Below are 16777 nucleotides of genomic sequence, written 5' to 3'. Positions count from 1 at the left end.
CTTATCATCTTCCTTTGAGATAGATAGTTATACACAAGCTTGTAGGGCAATGAAAAGAGAAGAAAATTGATTTATCGTGATTTAGTATAAAGATCAGACACTCATTTCGAAAAAAATAAGATTAACTTATCGGAAATTGAGTGTAATAAAAGAAAAACCCTCGCACTTTAAAAAAGAGGAGGGTTGATAGATGGTAAATATTTAATTCTCTGAGATTGCTTCAGAATTCGGTGTATTTTTCTTACCTTTTAAAATCTCAGTACGAATATTTTGTGCAAGTTCAGCACAGTCATTATTCATACCATTGATCATAAATGAGTGACGGGTCAACACATTGGTTGGATTTGGTAAGGCAACCAATTGATAACAATCACCAATATGCTTGAGTTGATCATTGCTTAAATACAATGCCATTTCTTTGGCAATTAAATGATTCACCAAACGTTCAGCCGCTTGAGACGCATCAAGTTGCATCGCTTCTACTGAGGTGGTGACTGCACAACGTGTCTGTAACACAAAGCGTTTGTCTTCACGGTAACGTTTATACAGAACTTCTGACAATAATTGAAATACCGAACCAACCATTAATATAGATTGTGCTGCATTGGGTGTTTCAGCATCAATACTCAGGATTGCGCCATTCTGATTAAACTCTTGATGAATGGTGAAATCTTTTGCATTCAATTTGAAATGCTGTGCGCAAAGTTCAATACTTTTATTCAGAAAAATCTGACATAAATTAAAATAAGGCAGTGAAACCGACTGGTTGACCGTATTCATCAGTTGCTTTGGATCATAGTACTGAATATTCAGTGCCAAAATCTCTTGGTCATTTTCCAGTGTCGCGGTTACAGGAGTTTTGGGTTCAGGTTTTGCTTTGGCTTGCGCTTGTTGTTGAGCTTGGGCAATCGCAATCGTGCGGTTGGCTTTCTCCGCTTCAAGTGCTTCAGTCAGTTGTTGAATTTCGTGTTTTAAGCGGGCTTCATTGTTGATGCGAGCCAAAAATTCACTGCGCGTTGGGCGAGCGATGGCACGGTAGGCCAACCATAAAAAGGTATGAATTAATAAGGACACTAAAATAGCCAACCATTGGGTCCGTAAAATTTCACCAATACTTGGCTTGATCAAGGTAATTTCAATTGTGCCGACTTTTTTCTCGTTCTGTAATGCATCACGAACAAAAACTTCACCTTGACGAGTTTTTGCCATACCACTGGTTGCCAGCACTTGTTTTTTAGCATCCAGTATTCGAATCGAAGCCACGCTTGGATTGGTCGCATAGCGATTTGCCAACAGCGCCAATGACACCGTATTTGCGGGTTCGAGTTCAGATAGGCTGTCCGTGACCAATTGGCTGGTCATGAGTTGGCCTTGGCTGGCACGGTTTTCATTTAACTGATGTGTTGTTGCAACTACCAATAAAAAGGTATGAAATGCAAAACTTACAATAAGTAGGCTAGCAAATAGCCCTTGTCTTGGCGCATTCAACGTAAACTTCCAAAGCAAAAAATTTCGATTTCGATTATGATTCTTCCAATTGTTGTAGCTCAGACCCGAGTCAATTCATGCGAGAAATCATTCTTATTTCATTTTTAGGACCTGACCAACCCAATCAGTTTACTCGATTAATGCAAGTGTTGTCCGTACATTCTTTGCAAATATTAGATGTAGGACAGGCGGTCATCCATAATCAATTGACTTTAGGTATTGTAGTGTCGTCAAACGATCAAACTGCAACAGCTTTAGCCATGAAAGACATCCTTATTTTAGCACATGATATTGGTTTAACTGTTCGTTTTAAGCCGATTTCAGGCGCAGAATATGACCAATGGGTGAGTGAAGGTGGGCGCACACGTTATATCGTGACCGCTTTAGCACCAGAGCTCACAGCCGAACATCTACAAGCGGTAACCAATATTGTTTCAAGTCAAGGTTTTAACATTGAAACAGTGACGCGCTTGTCGGGTCGTCCCGAACGTAATGGACACCAAGATGGGCTGAAACGTTCATGTGTTCAATTCGGTTTGAGTGGGCAAATGCTGGATGCACAGGCGATGCGTGCCGCATGTTTACGGCTTTCTGCTGAATTAAATATTGATGTCGCGGTGCAGGAAGACAATGCCTATCGCCGTAATCGTCGCTTAGTCTGCTTCGACATGGACTCAACTTTGATTGAGCAAGAAGTGATTGACGAACTTGCTAAAGAAGCAGGGGTGGGCGATAAAGTCGCTGAAATCACTGAACGTGCAATGCAAGGGGAGTTGGATTTTCAACAAAGTTTCCGTGCACGCGTTGCGTTACTTAAAGGCCTTGATGCCACAGTATTGCCTCAAATTGCTGAACGACTAACCGTGACAGAAGGTGCCGAGCGGTTAATCTCGACACTGAAATCATTGGGTTATAAAACTGCGATTTTATCTGGTGGTTTTCAGTACTTTGCTGAATATCTACAAGAAAAATTGGGCATTGATGAAGTGCATGCCAATATCCTCGATGTTGAAAATGGTGTCGTGACAGGTGAGGTTAAAGGCCATATCGTTGATGGCGCGCGCAAGGCGTATCTATTGACTGAATTGGCTGGGAAAATGGGGATTTCACCTGAGCAAGCGATTGCGGTTGGAGATGGTGCAAACGATTTACCGATGCTTTCAATTGCAGGGCTCGGAGTCGCATTCCGTGCGAAACCTGTGGTTCGTCAAAATGCCAATCAAGCCATTTCAAGTGTAGGTCTAGATGGTGTGCTTTATCTTTTAGGCGTGCATGATAAAGATTTGTCCCGTGCTTAAATGACATGGGTTATATTGCAGAATCATGACAAATAGCGACTTTAAGTCGCTATTTTTTATTTGAAAATGAATCACTTTGCTGCCATTGGCGCTCAATAAAACAGCTTGATAAAAATATTCGTTTTAGAACTTAAAAAAAGTTTTTCAGGGATTAAAAGCTGTGTGTATTTTTTTGTAATGACACTGCATGATTGATGGTAATTAGATTGTGAGAAAAACAGGATTCTTAAAAAATGTAATGACAAATGAATGTTGCGACAAAGTGTGTCGTTTAAGCAGAAAACAGCGCTTTCCTTCTCTTAAAAACTATACATAATGCAAAGCATAAGCTTCTATAAGGTGATTTAAGAAAAATTATAAAGCTTGAAATTGTTGTGAAACACCTATTTAAACGGTTTTTTTATAAGGCATCATTTTGACGGAGGTTGTTATGGTATCAACAACATTTGCAACATTGATTGGATTCGGTCTAATTGCTGCAGCGTTGGCTACCGTTTTCTTTTCCCCTTATCGTCATTGGTTAGGGTTTATGTTTGCAGGCATGATCTTCTGGGGCACCTTGGAAGCAATGCGTTATAGTGTACAGAACATCTTTGATATTTCGGTCGCATATAGCTATTTAACCGCGATTATGTTGGCGATGTCAGCATTGATTGCTCTTTTATTGCGTGAAGATAGTCGTGCACAAAAAGCATTGGCAAATCGCCAATATATTGAACATACCCCAGTCTATGAAGATGAATAAGTTTTGAGTGAAAACTTCAGTCAATATGAACGCTAAGATAACAATAGTGACTTTAATTACACGAAAAAAATCAATTTAGACATTCCAAGGTATATCATAATGGTATACCTTTTTTTCAGTTTATACTTTGCTCTGAAAGCCATGTCTACGCAATGACAAGTTATGCTAGGATGAGCAAATTCGAATCTAATTTAAAAAACAACAGGCTTAAATGTCATGAAACTTTCTGCAATTCCAGTTGTGAAGTTACCAATCGTTGATGCAAGTACAGATCCACTGGATTTGCTTGTATTGGGTTTAGCACTTCGTATGAAACAATTGGCTCGTACCAGTCCAAAATTTATTGAATTGACCCATGACCGTCAGTTCCGTATTCAGATTGGTACTGACTTGGGCGTGGCACGCCAAATTATTGTGAACAATGGTCAAATTGATACAGTTTCAGGTGCTGAACAAAAAGCTGATTTTGTTTTACAGTTTGCTGACAGTGAGCAAGGTGTAAAAACTTTGGTAAAAGGCGATCCAACGGCTTTTATGACGGGTATGCAAAACGGCAGCATCAAAATGGAAGGCGATTTCAGTTTGTTGGTCTGGTTTAACCAAGTGGCTAAACTGATTCCACCAAAAGTTCCAAAACCAGTAAAAGACAAAATTAAATTGGCACGCCAATTCTTAAAAGAGAAGATTGGACGCTAAGCGAATCGAAAATCTTAAAAAGCCCGATCTGATTGGGCTTTTTAAGATTTAAACATTGGTATTAAACTCAAGCTTTTGATTATTCAACTTCTAAGTTAAAGGTCACAGGTCCATCATTGACCAAATGCACTTTCATATCCGCTGCGAAAATACCTGTCTCAACATTTTTAAATTGTGATCGAGCATAATCAACCAATTGTTGATACAGTGCCTGAGCTTCAGCGGGTGGCATGGCCGGCCCAAAGTCTGGACGCAAGCCTTTTTGCGTTTGTGCCATTAAGGTGAATTGAGAAACCAATAAAATCCCGCCATTGGCTTGGCTGACGTTCCAGCCCATTTTGCCTTGTTCATCATCAAAAAAACGATATTTCAAAATCTTATCAATTAATTTTTGACCTTTTTCAAAATTGTCTTCCTTCGCTAAACCTAGAAAAACCAAAATTCCTTTTTGAATTTCGCCAGTAGTTTCACCATCAACAACGACTTTGGCTTCTAACACTCTTTGTAATAATGCGCGCATATAAACAATAAGACTAAAATACGATAGCGCTATTCTAACAGGGAAAACCCAGCAAGATGATGCGAGTACGCTATTGGTGAAAAGTTGAGGCTATTGGTAAGCTTTTGAATAAAAATAGAATTTATAAAATTATCATATGAGCAGATAAATCAAAAAAATAATTCTGCTGAGATTTCTGTTGAGCTTAACTGAAAATATAGTTCATCACTTATAAATGATTACGTTATCTCAGTGAAAAATATGCTTTAATAAAAACAGCATAGCGAAATTAAAATAGATATGGCGCCAATCATCCAATCCTTGCTCGATACAGATTTATATAAATTTACCATGTTACAAGTGGTGCTACATAAATTTCCTCAAACGCACAGTGTGTATCATTTTCGCTGTCGTAATCTAGATGCTACCGTTTATCCCCTGACGGATATTCTGGATGATTTGAACGAGCAGCTCGATCATCTCTGCTTACTCAAATTCCAAGAAGATGAATTGCAATATTTACGCAGTATGCGTTTTATCAAAAGTGATTTTGTCGACTATTTAGAATTATTCCAACTCAAACGCCGTTTTATTAAAGCGGGTATTGATGAACAAGGTCGTTTAGACATTTGGGTTGAAGGCCCAATGGTTCAAGCGATGATGTTTGAAATTTTTGTTCTGGCGATTGTCAATGAACTCTATTTTAGCCGGATTCGTAATGATGACATTTATGTTGAAGGTGAACGTCGTCTACAAGCCAAAGTTGAATTATTAAAGAAATTTGAACAACAACAAGGCACTCAAGCTCCTCCATTTTTAGTCTCAGATTTTGGTACTCGTCGTCGCTATAGCCTAGATTGGCAAAGACATGTAATCCAGACCTTCCATGCAGCTGTACCCAATGTGTTTAGAGGTACCAGTAATGTGCTCTTGGCAAAGGAATTAAATATTCATCCCATTGGAACCATGGCGCATGAGTTTCTACAAGCATTCCAAGCGCTAGATGTCCGTTTAAGAGATTTTCAAAAAGCTGCTTTAGAAACCTGGGTACAAGAGTATCGTGGTGATCTGGGCATTGCCTTGACCGATGTGGTCGGTATGGATGCATTCTTACAAGATTTTGATTTGTATTTTGCCAAGTTATTCGATGGTTTACGTCATGACAGTGGTGACCCATTTGAATGGGGCGATAAAGCTTATCAACACTATCGAAAACTGAAAATTGATACCAAAACCAAGATGCTAACCTTTAGTGATGGATTAGACATTGAGCGTGCGTGGGCGTTATATCAATACTTTAAAGATCGTTTTCAAGTCAGTTTTGGTATTGGTACCAATTTGACCAATGATATGGGGCAAACGCCACTCAATATTGTGTTAAAACTGGTGGAGTGTAATGGTCAATCTGTGGCAAAAATTTCAGATAGCCCCGGAAAAACCATGACGGATAACGATACTTTCTTGGCTTACTTACGACAGGTCTTTGAAATACCTGAAGTTGTCGAAGCAGTGAAAATTGATATCTGAATTTTTGCTAAAAGAATGTGAAAAATCAGCATATTGGTAAAAAACACTGTGCTAAGATCATTTGTGCTCAAGGTCTTAAAATAGAAAAACGTATGACTACATCAGCCTTTAACTTCGAATTACTCATAGAAGCAGAACAACTTGTGCCATTTTTAGGGCATGACAAAATTCGTATTGTCGATCTAAGTCGTAGCTCTGTGTATGATCAATTACATATTCCACATGCCTTACATGTTAAACCACGACTGTTGGTTCGACAGGAAGAACAAGCTTCAGGGTTATTGCCCGATGAGGACGGTTTAAAAGCGCTGATTGAGTATTTAAACATCTCTCCCGAACATCATGTTGTAGTCTACGATGATGAAGGTGGTGCTTGGGCTGGGCGTTTGATTTGGAATTTACATTGCCTTGGTTTTTATAATACTAGCCTCCTCAATGGCGGAATTCATGCATGGTTGGCAGCAGGCTATCCGACTTCGGCTGAAGCAGAAAGTTTTAGCAAAGTTGAACCCTTAGTTACCGTCAATTTACAACATCTTGATCAACACCGAATTGAATATGCCAAACTGTTGCAAAAGGTTGAACAGCAAGCGATTCAAGTTTGGGATTGTCGAACTTCAGAAGAATATACGGGACAGCGTTTAGCAGCGCGACGCGGCGGTCACATTCCAAGTGCACAACATTTTGAATGGAGTACTGCAATTAATCGTCAAAATCATTTAAAATTGCATCCTCTAGAACGCACGCAACAACGTCTAGAACAATTAGGCTTTCAATTTGACCAGCCTGTGGTGGTGTATTGTCAGTCACATCATCGTTCTGGTCTGGCTTATATCTTGGGTCGGTTATTGGATTGGAATATTCAAGCCTATGATGGTGCGTGGAGCGAGTGGGGCAATCGCCTTGATAGTCCAATTATTACTGGAGAATCACCTGCGTGAGTCTTACATCAACGTTAAAAAAACAAATTTTTATCCAAGCACAAAAAGTCATTCCGCAACAGCAACTCAGCCGTGTTGTTGGTAAAGTTGCAGCCAGTGAAAATCCAATTGTTAAAAATTTAGCGATTCAAGCATTTAAAGCACAGTACGGGATAGACCTTTCTATTGCTGAGCAAAGTGATGCTTTAAAATATAAATCATTCAATGAATTTTTTACCCGTGCTTTAAAAGACGGTGTCCGAGAAATTGACACAGATCAGACCAGTATTGTCTCTCCGGCAGATGGTGCAATTTCTCAGTTGGGTAAAATTAAAGATGGTGATGTATTTCAAGCCAAAGGCCAAAGTTTTTCTGTAGACAAATTGATTGGCGATCCGCAATTGGCTGCACCATTTATCAATGGTGAATTTGCCACGGTTTATTTGTCACCACGTGATTATCACCGTGTCCATATGCCATTTGCAGGAACATTGACAGAAACCTTGTATATCCCAGGTGAGTTATTTTCTGTAAACCAAACGACAGCAGAGAATATCCCAGGTTTATTTGCACGTAATGAGCGTATGGTATGTTTGTTTGATACCGAATTAGGACGTATGGCGGTTGTTCTCGTGGGTGCAATGATCGTTGCAGGAATTGAAACTGTGGCGACTGGCAAAGTAAAACCAACAGGGCGTTTAGAGTTAAACCAGCATGATTTAACCTTAGAAAAGGGTGCTGAACTTGGACGTTTTTATTTAGGTTCAACCGCAGTTGTATTGTTTGAACAGAATAAAATCACTTGGGATGAACAGTTTAAAGCCAATTCTATTGTGGTGATGGGTGAAGCTTTAGGGCACACCGTTTAATTTGCTTGTTCTATGATGAGGTGCACTTTCTGTTGTAGAAAGTCACCGAGTCTAAAGCCTTATGGCATTGAAATAAGACAGCTTTAAAGCCTGTGCATCTGCTAAGGCATTGTGTGGGTTTTCAGAGGCAACATGGGTTTCGATTGGGTCCTGCATCCATAACTGCATGGTCAGCGGAGGTGTTCGGATACATTTTCCTGCAGAAAGTACCAGACTACGGGTAAACAAGGCAAAGTCTTCTGGCCAATCTGCCACAATTTCAAGACTTGTATATTGAGATAAATAAATCTGTAAGTGACTTTGAAATTGCGCTAATGAAATCGGTTTTTGATTTAAACGAGGCATGACATGGTCTTTAACCCAAGTAATTGGGTCAGCGCATTCTAAAACTTCATAAAAATGTTGATTATTCTCATCAACCAATGCCAGCGAAATTAAATCACCGCCAAAGCCATTAAACTCACAATCTAGAAATAGTTTCATTCGAATTAATCAAAAAATCAAATATTAACCTGCAAAATCAAGGCGCTCTTTGGGGAAAACCACTCTAAAAATAGACCCCCGATTTTCTTTAGAATCAATTTCTAAATACGCATTATGTTGCATTAAAACATGCTTCACAATGGCAAGCCCTAAACCTGTTCCACCTGTTTGGCGGCTTCGTGCACTGTCTACACGATAAAAGCGTTCGGTTAAACGTGGAATATGTTTTGGATCAATTCCGATCCCGGTATCTTCAACAGTGAAATAACCATGTTCACTGTCATCATGCCAACCGATTGTAACTGTGCCACCTTTAGGGGTGTATTTAATCGCATTGGTGATTAAATTACTAAACGCACTGGCAAGCTCTGCATCAGAACCAATTAAGTCACAATGACTGTCGATATCTAAATTTAAAGTATGGCCATAATCGACATTGTAGGCTTGTGCATCATCAAAAAGCTGATTCATCAAATTTGGCATATCGATGATTTGATTTTTTGCGACCTGTTTATTGCCTTCCAAACGTGAAAGCAAGAGTAAGTCATTGACCAAGGCATTCATTCGACGTGTTTGCGATTGCATCTGTTCAAAGGCACGTTTCCAGCGCGGATTTAAATCTTCTTGGTCGGTAAAGGTTTCGATATAGCCACTGAGTACAGTTAGCGGAGTACGAAGTTCATGTGAAATATTGTCGACAAAGTCTTTGCGCATTTGTTCTAGATTATGTACACGTGTGACGTCGTAAGCGACGAGCAAACGGCTTTCACTGCCGAAGCGTGTCAGTTTAATCTGTACATAATGCTCTTCATAAACCGAAGATTTTATTTTAATGCCATCTGGAGATTGGTCGATATTATTAAAATATTCAATAAAGCTCGGCTGACGGATAATGGTCAAGACATTACGACCACGATCTAGTGGTTGAATGCCCAACAGTCTTTCCGCAGCAGGATTCCACCATTCAATTTGATGTAATTCATCCGTTAAAACCACAGCTTCGGCTAAAGCAATCAGTGAGGATTGCGCACGATCAATCAATCCGACCATTTCAGCTTGAACAACCCGTTCTTGGCGTTGTGCACGATAAACATTAAAAAGTAGCGCACCCCAGATACCTTCTAGATTGGGCGGAGAATCGTAAGGACGATTTGAAATCCACTCATTCACTAAGTATAAAGAGCGTAATTGAAATAGAAAAAAAACAGCAAAACCGATGGAAATACAAATCCAAAAATACCCTATCCCTAAACCAATAAATCCGCCAATGATGAGTAAAAAACCAAGTAGGCGTAGATCTTGTTTTGCAAATTCCCACAAGCTACTGTAACGGAATTTTTTATGTTCTCGTGCAAGATCTGGGACGGGGTAGGGTTCATACATAGAAATTTATTTACCTTGAGAATGCTTAACCTAAAGCAACATCTGCACGGGTAGAGAAGCGATAACCCGTTCCACGTACAGTTTGTACGTAGCGATCAGCACCATAAGGTTCAAGCACTTTACGTAAGCGGCGGATGTGTACGTCTATGGTACGGTCTTCAATATACACGTTACCACCCCATACCTGATCAAGTAACTGGGCACGTGTATAAGCACGTTCAGGATGTGTCATAAAGAATGCCAATAGGCGGTATTCTGTTGGACCCATTTCTAAAATATTATCACTAAAACTAACACGTTGGCTCACTGGATCAAGTATTAATCCATTGGCATCAATGGTTTTTTCGCCACTGAGTGCATTGGCACGACGAAGGACAGCTTTGATACGCGAAACCAATTCACGGGTAGAGAATGGTTTGGTCATATAGTCGTCTGCACCAGCATCAAGACCTTGAACTTTATGGTCTTCTTCGCCACGTGCTGTCAACATGATGACTGGAATTTCTGCCAAGTTTTCATCACGTTTTAAGCGACGACATAAGTCTACACCGCTCACACCGCCAGGCATCATCCAATCGAGTAAAATCAAAGATGGTCGTTGGTCAACAATCATTTGATGGGCTTGTTTTGCATCTTCAGCTTGCAGGCATTGAAAACCTGCCATATCCAATGAGGTATGAATCATTTCTCGAATCGGAAGTTCGTCATCGACGATTAATATATAGTCATCTTTCACAACGCAATATCCTATGTATGAACGGTGTACCGTCTTTTATTTATGACAGGCTTATTACAAAGATTAATTATGACAGTATCATTGCAAAAAGAAGATGTTGACGAATTTTTGCAAAAAAATGTGACAAATAATCGTCGATATGATGAATAATCCATGACATTTTTAAATAAATGTTCCATTTTGAGAAAAGAAATTTATTTAAACTGAACATAAAAATACGCTATTTGACAGTTTTGTGACGATTTTATGACAGGATTGTTCAGGCTAAAAAGCTTATTTAGATGAAAATGAATCAATCAGCGATATAAATACAATTTCACATGCTGAGACAATTTCTTCAAGCGATTGTTTAAATCCACCCATGACCCAGCGCACCGCAATTTGAGTCACATAGCCATTTAAACCTGTGGCAACCAAGGAAATTTCTTGTTCACTGCGTTCAATATGCGGCATCATCAGGGTGACAAAGGAGTGAATTAATCGGTCAAAACGGCCCATCGTTTCATGGATCGTGGCATGATTATGCAGTTCTTGAACCAGCATGGCATCGATATAAATAATACGCGCCACACGTGGATCATTTTTTAACATGGTAAAGATTGCAGTTAAGCCACCACGAATCATATTTTTAGGATCAGGTGCTGCTTGCATGACGCCTTGCATCACGGTTTGCTGTAATTGTTCAATTAGTTGTAGAAAGATGACTTGGAACAGTTCTTCACTTTTTTTGAAGGACTCATAAAAATAACGTTCAGTCAGCTTGGCTTCATTACAAATATCTTTGACGGTGACAGAAAAAAAGCCATGCGTACCATAAGCTTCAATCCCTGCTTCGATTAACTTTTCTCGACGTGCAAGTTTCCGCTCAGATAAGGACATGCCTTTAAATTGACGCTCTTTGGCAGCTTTATTTATAGTTTTCTTTTCAGTGGAAAGTGGCTCATTCATTGTAAAAAATTACTCGTGTCATATTTGATTGTCACAAAGAAGCGCTTATTTTAGCAATAAAAGCCATTGAAACCTATTCTAGAATTTTTGTATAAAAAAACATCGGCTAAATCATAATATAATATTGACAATAATGATTGTCAAAATTATATTGAGCAAGTGAGCTGCACATCACTCTGAATGCTTTGTGCGGGTTTAAAAAAGGATAGACAATGAAAAATTTTAAAAACAAAGTCGCTGCAATTACTGGTGCTGGCTCTGGTATGGGACAACAACTTGCTATTTTATTGGCAAAAGCAGGTTGTCATTTATCCATTAGTGATGTGAATGAAAAAGGTTTAGCTGAAACCGTTGAACTGGTCAAACCATATAATGTTCGTGTGACCTCAAAGAAAGTGAATGTTGCCAAAGTTGAAGAAATGCGAGCTTGGGCTGCGGACACAGTGCAAAATCATGGTTCTGTAAACATGATTTTTAACAATGCTGGTGTGGCTTTAGGTTCTACCGTAGAAGGCGCATCTTATGACGAACTAGAATGGATTATGGATATCAATTTCTGGGGCGTTGTATACGGAACAAAAGAATTTTTACCTTATATCAAGAAAACAGGTGATGGGCATATCATCAACATTTCGAGCTTGTTTGGTTTAACCGCGCAACCGACTCAGTCTGCATATAATGCATCTAAATTTGCGGTACGTGGTTTTACTGAATCATTACGTCAAGAATTAGATATCGAAAAGTGTGGTGTATCAGCGCTATGTGTTCATCCAGGCGGTATTCGTACCAATATTGCAAATGATGCGCGTATGAATGACAGTTTACGTTCTTTGGGAATGAACCCTGACAAATCAGCAAAAGCATTCAATAAACTATTACGTATGCCACCAGAAGATGCTGCTCAACAAATGTTGGATGCTGTCCTAAAAGACAAACGTCGTTTGCTTATTGGGAATGATGCAAAAACTTTGGATTTAATTCAGCGTATTTTACCGACTGGATATCAAAAAATTACAGGTTTTGCGACCAAGTTTAGTAAAAAGCTAGAACCAAAATAATTGATTTATAAAATGAAAAAACCGTCAAGCTGACGGTTTTTTCATTTTAGATATTGTGAAATAATCTGTTGAATGAGAACTCAGCATCCATCCATTTAAATCAAGATCTCAATCGTTTTCTTTTTCCAAACAAATTGATAATACAAACCTTGCATAAGGCATAGACTGAAAAAGGTCAGTGCAAGCGCATACCAAATGCCTTGTAAACCAAACCACTGGCTAAATAAATAAGCACATGGAACTTCAATGAGCAGGATGGATAAAATATTAAAAATCATAGGAACAGTCACAGTTCCGCTGGCCCGCATGATTGAGGCAAAAATTGCACTTGCACCAAAAAATATAATCGACCACAGCACGATAAATAATAATTGTTGACCCAATTCAATTACCGATGGATCTGTAATAAACAACGCCATCAAATATTTTGAACAAATATAGGCCAAGAGTACCAATGAACCTGTAATCACAATATTACTCAGCAGCGCCGTTCGCGTCACTTTTGCCAACAGCTCAGACTTCCCAGCGCCAATCGCTTGAGCGGCGAAGATGGAACCTGCAATCGCAATCGACAATGCAGGGAATTGGATATAGTTGAGCACTTGGTTAACTGCACCGTAGGCCGCTGTTGCATGTGCACCATGTTGGTTAACCAGCCCAATCACCACCAGACCTGCGACCGAGTTAGTCACCATTTGAATACCTGTTGGCACACCCAAGCGTAAAATACTGCGACTAAATTGTGGGTGATAGCGGATATGTTGGATTAACGCTGAATCTGGTCTTAAAGCATGATCTTTTTTATTTAAATAGATATAGAGGAAAGCTAAGGTCGAAATAAAGCCTAATCCACTGGCAATCGCTGGAGCAATAATGCCAAGCTTAGGTAGACCAAAATAACCGCCAATCAAGGCTGGGGTTACAATGACGCCCACAATGATCGTCAGACTTGATGCCATTAAGGGTGTAGTACTATCGCCCACACCACGTAAAATAGAGGTGTAGGTAATATAGATGAATAGAAAAGGGCTACTCATTAACATCCATTGAACATAGGGCAGTGCAAGATGCATGATTTTGGGATCTATACCCAAAAGCAATAGAATTTCTTTGGCAAAAAACACCCCTAAAAAGGCAATGATTGATCCACCAATGAGGGTCATAAATAACAATGCGCCAACAATGGTACGCACTTTTTCGATATCTTTGGCGCCCCATGCTTGTCCAACCAAAACAGTTGCACCTGTAGATAGACCAATCACAAAAGCCAGCAATAAAAATAGAATCGGAAAAAATACCGAAATTGCGGCAATCGCTTCTACACCGAGCATTTGCCCAACAAAAATGGTATTAATTGTTCCAGACAGATTTTGCAGAATATTGGTTAGAATCAGTGGGCCAAGGAAGATTAAAAAAACCTTCCAGAATTTGGGTTGGTGAAGCATATCGGGACGAGCTGGCATCTTTTATTCTACTGTCTATTTCGAGTGTCTTTATCTTATTGATAATATAACAAACGCTGGGTAAAAAGCCTGAGTATTTGAGTAACTCAGGCTTTAGTTTTACAGAAATGATCTGTATGGGTTGGGATTAAATTTGATTTAAAATTTCACATGCCTGAATTAAAGTTTGTTCCTTTTTGGCAAAACAAAAACGTACTAAACGTAAGTTTTCAGGAGCTTGCTTATAAAAAACAGAAACTGGAATCGCCACAATTTTATGTTTTTCCGCTAAGAATTTACACATCTCTACATCATTTAAATCTGGGCGAATTTGGCTGTAGTCAACATTTTGAAAGAATGTGCCTTGAGAGGGAATTAAACTGAATTTTGAGTCCGCAATACCTGAAATAAACAGGTCACGCTTTTGCTGATAGAAGCTTGATAAGCCATCAATATGTTCAGGGTGCTGTTGCATAAAATTGGCAAGTGCCATTTGCACGGGGGTTACCCCACAGAAGTTGGCAAATTGATAAATTTGACGAAATACTTTCATGAGCTCTGGTGTCGCAATGCAATAACCTGTTTTCCAACCCGTTACATGAAAGGTTTTACCAAAAGAACCGACTACAAAACTACGCTCTCTGAGCTCTGGAAATGACAATGCCGAATAATGTTTTTCGCCGTCAAAAATTAGATGCTCATAGACTTCGTCTGAAAGCACAATAATATTTTTATCTTGAATCAGTTCAATTAAATTTAGCCAGTCTTGTTTAGACCAAATCGCCCCAGTTGGATTGTGTGGCGTATTTACAATCACCATACGGGTTTTATCTGTAATCGCAGATTTAACTTGATTCCAATCTACAGAAAATTCAGGCGCATTGAGTGGGATATGAATGGCTTTACCACCGACCAATTGTACGCTCGGAGCATAACTGTCATAGCTTGGATCAAAAATAATCACTTCATCGTCTTGATGGATGATGGCTTGTATTACGCTAAAAATCCCGATCGTTGCCCCCGGGGTGATGGTGATTTCTGTGACTGGATCAAGTTGTAATTGATCACGATTTAAAAATAATTGCGCCAGTTGTTCTCGCAGCGCTAATAGACCATCACCAGCTGCGTATTGGTTAAAACCGTCTAATGTGGCTTGGCTCAGTGCTTGTAGCAACGCAGGCGGTGCATCGAAGTCAGGAAAACCTTGTGACAAGTTAAGGGCGTTAAGACGATGTGCCATTGCGGTCATGATGCTGAAAATGGTGACGCCTTGAGCAGGGAGTTTGGAGTGGATTTCGATCATGACCAGACTGATTTTATAAATGTGTGTGTGGCAGTTTAGCAGGTCGTTTTAAGGAGCTGAATAGGATTAAGTAATCTATTGGTTAGGGGAGACGATGGGTGTTCAAGATAGATGAAGTTAGGTTTTCGATGGGCGTAATTTTTAGTTACACAATATATGGGGGAAGTTGAGTTGGTATTTGGGCTTTATAGCTCGTATTATATTGATAATTGAGGATACGTTTTGGCCTCACATATATAAGATACTTTATGTAAACAAAATATAGCCATATAATTTTTAATCTAGGAATAGATCGATTTTTGTTATAATGACTAGGACAATAGGAGAATATTATGCAAAATCAAGTCCTAAGCTTAAGAGAAAAGGCTCGTCGTTCTTTTGAAGCCCGTAAGAGCGATCATCAAGCTAGATTGACATTTTTAAAAGATGCAAAAATTCTTGATGCAAACGGTAACTTTAATGACCAATTCTTCGCTAAATCATCTAGTAACAGTGATCAGGTTAGAACTAAATAATTAAATGTATAGTCGTCGTTCTAATTTAGTTCTAGGTTTTCACGGCTTAGATGAATCAGTAGGTAAGCGAATAATTCTTGGGGATGATGAATTACTGCCTAGTGAAAATGACTATGATTGGTTAGGTCATGGCATTTATTTTTGGGAGAATAGTCTCGCACGTGCTCAAATGTGGGCAGAACAACAAAGTAAAAGAAAAGATACTAGTGTAAAGAAGCCTTTTGCTATCGGTGCCACTATAGATCTAGGACACTGTCTAGATCTTCTTGATCAATACTGGCTAGATTATGTGAGTGACGCATATACATTTATGGTGGAAGAGTTAAAAGCCGAAGGTAAAGAAATACCTAAAAATACTGCTTGGACACCTACTGATATAGACTTTAAAAAAAGAGAGCTGGATTGTGCTGTGATTTTATATGCAATTCAAATGGCTGAAAAAGAAGATGAACCATTTGATTCTGTAAGAGCTGCATTTTGGGAAGGAAAAGATCTTTATCCTAATGCTGGGTTTAAACAACATAGTCATATACAAATTTCGATTATCAACCCCCAATGTATTCGTGGAATTTTTCTTCCTAAGCAAGATATTTGAAACAAACTCAATTAGAGCCTGATACAATTGCGACCCTAGAATCTATGGCATTTGAAGAGTTGTTAGAAACAGATAAGCTATTAAATAAAGATATTTTAAAATTAAAAAATATATCTATGAATGAAAAGAAGAAATTAATAGAAGTGCATAGCATGAAAAAATTCGAGGCTTGAGATTTTGAGCCTGTAAATTATTTTGTGTAAGTTCCATTTTTTATAAATGATCTTTTAATCGATCATCGAACTGAATCGTAAACCAATTCATTGCTAAAC

The 16777-nt window shown here is 39.0% G+C and carries 18 protein-coding genes; 10 read left to right on the top strand and 8 right to left on the bottom strand.

Annotated features, from left to right (window positions below):
- Positions 1–201: 201 nt before the first annotated feature.
- A complete protein-coding gene (locus ACG916_RS14310) occupies positions 202–1488 on the bottom strand; it encodes a hypothetical protein (protein ID WP_004818317.1) in 1287 nt (428 codons plus the stop codon).
- 77 nt (positions 1489–1565) lie between these two features.
- Between ACG916_RS14310 and serB the strand changes: the two genes are divergently transcribed.
- The 3 genes from serB to ACG916_RS14295 all read left to right on the top strand — a co-directional run bounded on the left by serB (position 1566) and on the right by ACG916_RS14295 (position 4227).
- Entirely contained in the window at positions 1566–2786 is a 1221-nt protein-coding gene (serB, locus tag ACG916_RS14305; protein ID WP_004718743.1) for a phosphoserine phosphatase SerB, read from the top strand.
- 430 nt (positions 2787–3216) lie between these two features.
- A complete protein-coding gene (gene aciT, locus ACG916_RS14300; RefSeq protein ID WP_004818318.1) occupies positions 3217–3531 on the top strand; it encodes a ciprofloxacin tolerance protein AciT in 315 nt (104 codons plus the stop codon).
- A 216-nt stretch (positions 3532–3747) separates the two neighbouring features.
- Positions 3748–4227, top strand: a complete 480-nt coding sequence (locus ACG916_RS14295; RefSeq protein WP_004718739.1) for an SCP2 sterol-binding domain-containing protein — start codon at positions 3748–3750, stop codon at positions 4225–4227.
- Between the two features lie 79 nt (positions 4228–4306).
- Here ACG916_RS14295 and dtd read toward each other — a convergent pair whose 3' ends face one another.
- On the bottom strand, positions 4307–4747 hold the full coding sequence (gene dtd, locus ACG916_RS14290) for a D-aminoacyl-tRNA deacylase (RefSeq protein WP_004818319.1): 441 nt from the start codon (positions 4745–4747) through the stop codon (positions 4307–4309).
- Positions 4748–5026: 279 nt separating this feature from the next.
- Between dtd and pncB the strand changes: the two genes are divergently transcribed.
- The 3 genes from pncB to asd all read left to right on the top strand — a co-directional run bounded on the left by pncB (position 5027) and on the right by asd (position 8042).
- The gene (gene pncB / locus ACG916_RS14285; RefSeq protein WP_004718736.1) at positions 5027–6253 is read left to right on the top strand and encodes a nicotinate phosphoribosyltransferase; all 1227 of its coding nucleotides are present in this window, start codon (positions 5027–5029) and stop codon (positions 6251–6253) included.
- Positions 6254–6345: 92 nt separating this feature from the next.
- The gene (locus ACG916_RS14280) at positions 6346–7194 is read left to right on the top strand and encodes a sulfurtransferase (protein WP_262084791.1); all 849 of its coding nucleotides are present in this window, start codon (positions 6346–6348) and stop codon (positions 7192–7194) included.
- A complete protein-coding gene (gene asd, locus ACG916_RS14275) occupies positions 7191–8042 on the top strand; it encodes an archaetidylserine decarboxylase (RefSeq protein WP_419330272.1) in 852 nt (283 codons plus the stop codon). Before ACG916_RS14280 ends, asd begins: the two co-directional genes overlap by 4 nt.
- Before the next feature lie 51 nt (positions 8043–8093).
- On the opposite strand, the gene ACG916_RS14270 is transcribed toward asd, so the two are convergent.
- The 4 genes from ACG916_RS14270 to ACG916_RS14255 all read right to left on the bottom strand — a co-directional run bounded on the left by ACG916_RS14270 (position 8094) and on the right by ACG916_RS14255 (position 11592).
- Positions 8094–8525: a hypothetical protein gene (locus tag ACG916_RS14270; RefSeq protein ID WP_419330274.1), complete on the bottom strand. Its 432-nt coding sequence runs from the start codon at positions 8523–8525 to the stop codon at positions 8094–8096.
- A 24-nt stretch (positions 8526–8549) separates the two neighbouring features.
- Positions 8550–9908, bottom strand: a complete 1359-nt coding sequence (phoR, locus tag ACG916_RS14265) for a phosphate regulon sensor histidine kinase PhoR (RefSeq protein ID WP_419330276.1) — start codon at positions 9906–9908, stop codon at positions 8550–8552.
- Positions 9909–9933: 25 nt separating this feature from the next.
- The gene (gene phoB, locus ACG916_RS14260) at positions 9934–10644 is read right to left on the bottom strand and encodes a phosphate regulon transcriptional regulator PhoB (protein WP_004718724.1); all 711 of its coding nucleotides are present in this window, start codon (positions 10642–10644) and stop codon (positions 9934–9936) included.
- A gap of 273 nt (positions 10645–10917) precedes the next feature.
- Positions 10918–11592, bottom strand: coding sequence for a TetR/AcrR family transcriptional regulator (locus ACG916_RS14255; RefSeq protein ID WP_004718721.1), 675 nt, complete (start codon positions 11590–11592; stop codon positions 10918–10920).
- A 212-nt stretch (positions 11593–11804) separates the two neighbouring features.
- Between ACG916_RS14255 and ACG916_RS14250 the strand changes: the two genes are divergently transcribed.
- Positions 11805–12650 (top strand): SDR family NAD(P)-dependent oxidoreductase, encoded by an 846-nt coding sequence (locus tag ACG916_RS14250; RefSeq protein WP_004818325.1) that lies wholly within the window; start codon positions 11805–11807, stop codon positions 12648–12650.
- Positions 12651–12745: 95 nt separating this feature from the next.
- On the opposite strand, the gene ACG916_RS14245 is transcribed toward ACG916_RS14250, so the two are convergent.
- Both ACG916_RS14245 and ACG916_RS14240 read right to left on the bottom strand, forming a co-directional pair.
- The gene (locus ACG916_RS14245) at positions 12746–14113 is read right to left on the bottom strand and encodes an MATE family efflux transporter (protein ID WP_004718718.1); all 1368 of its coding nucleotides are present in this window, start codon (positions 14111–14113) and stop codon (positions 12746–12748) included.
- A 127-nt stretch (positions 14114–14240) separates the two neighbouring features.
- Entirely contained in the window at positions 14241–15395 is a 1155-nt protein-coding gene (locus ACG916_RS14240) for a methionine aminotransferase (protein ID WP_034611166.1), read from the bottom strand.
- A gap of 332 nt (positions 15396–15727) precedes the next feature.
- Here ACG916_RS14240 and ACG916_RS14235 point away from each other — a divergent pair, with 332 nt between their 5' ends.
- Genes ACG916_RS14235 through ACG916_RS14225 form a run of 3 tightly spaced genes read left to right on the top strand, consistent with a single transcriptional unit; the run spans position 15728 to position 16678 of the window.
- A complete protein-coding gene (locus ACG916_RS14235; protein ID WP_004818327.1) occupies positions 15728–15910 on the top strand; it encodes a hypothetical protein in 183 nt (60 codons plus the stop codon).
- A 4-nt stretch (positions 15911–15914) separates the two neighbouring features.
- Positions 15915–16505 carry a hypothetical protein gene (locus ACG916_RS14230; protein ID WP_004818329.1) on the top strand — a complete coding sequence of 197 codons (591 nt, stop codon included), beginning with the start codon at positions 15915–15917 and terminating at the stop codon, positions 16503–16505.
- Complete coding sequence (locus ACG916_RS14225) at positions 16502–16678, top strand: hypothetical protein (RefSeq protein ID WP_155768672.1); 177 nt, start codon at positions 16502–16504, stop codon at positions 16676–16678. The genes ACG916_RS14230 and ACG916_RS14225 overlap by 4 nt, the downstream gene beginning before the upstream one ends.
- Positions 16679–16777: the final 99 nt, after the last annotated feature.

Origin of the sequence: Acinetobacter legionensis, assembly GCF_048552295.1 — a bacterium.
Classification (GTDB): domain Bacteria; phylum Pseudomonadota; class Gammaproteobacteria; order Pseudomonadales; family Moraxellaceae; genus Acinetobacter.
This window is presented reverse-complemented; position numbering and strand designations above follow the sequence as displayed.

What these genes read in the sequence shown, in the direction of transcription:
- phoR (WP_419330276.1), bottom strand. Translation starts at nt 9,908, where the DNA reads ATGTATGAACCCTACCCCGTCCCAGATCTTGCACGAGAACATAAAAAA.
- ACG916_RS14250 (WP_004818325.1), top strand. Translation starts at nt 11,805, where the DNA reads ATGAAAAATTTTAAAAACAAAGTCGCTGCAATTACTGGTGCTGGCTCT.
- ACG916_RS14240 (WP_034611166.1), bottom strand. Translation starts at nt 15,395, where the DNA reads ATGATCGAAATCCACTCCAAACTCCCTGCTCAAGGCGTCACCATTTTC.
- ACG916_RS14280 (WP_262084791.1), top strand. Translation starts at nt 6,346, where the DNA reads ATGACTACATCAGCCTTTAACTTCGAATTACTCATAGAAGCAGAACAA.
- serB (WP_004718743.1), top strand. Translation starts at nt 1,566, where the DNA reads ATGCGAGAAATCATTCTTATTTCATTTTTAGGACCTGACCAACCCAAT.
- ACG916_RS14230 (WP_004818329.1), top strand. Translation starts at nt 15,915, where the DNA reads ATGTATAGTCGTCGTTCTAATTTAGTTCTAGGTTTTCACGGCTTAGAT.
- aciT (WP_004818318.1), top strand. Translation starts at nt 3,217, where the DNA reads ATGGTATCAACAACATTTGCAACATTGATTGGATTCGGTCTAATTGCT.
- ACG916_RS14255 (WP_004718721.1), bottom strand. Translation starts at nt 11,592, where the DNA reads ATGAATGAGCCACTTTCCACTGAAAAGAAAACTATAAATAAAGCTGCC.
- dtd (WP_004818319.1), bottom strand. Translation starts at nt 4,747, where the DNA reads ATGCGCGCATTATTACAAAGAGTGTTAGAAGCCAAAGTCGTTGTTGAT.
- ACG916_RS14245 (WP_004718718.1), bottom strand. Translation starts at nt 14,113, where the DNA reads ATGCCAGCTCGTCCCGATATGCTTCACCAACCCAAATTCTGGAAGGTT.
- ACG916_RS14270 (WP_419330274.1), bottom strand. Translation starts at nt 8,525, where the DNA reads ATGAAACTATTTCTAGATTGTGAGTTTAATGGCTTTGGCGGTGATTTA.
- pncB (WP_004718736.1), top strand. Translation starts at nt 5,027, where the DNA reads ATGGCGCCAATCATCCAATCCTTGCTCGATACAGATTTATATAAATTT.
- ACG916_RS14295 (WP_004718739.1), top strand. Translation starts at nt 3,748, where the DNA reads ATGAAACTTTCTGCAATTCCAGTTGTGAAGTTACCAATCGTTGATGCA.
- ACG916_RS14235 (WP_004818327.1), top strand. Translation starts at nt 15,728, where the DNA reads ATGCAAAATCAAGTCCTAAGCTTAAGAGAAAAGGCTCGTCGTTCTTTT.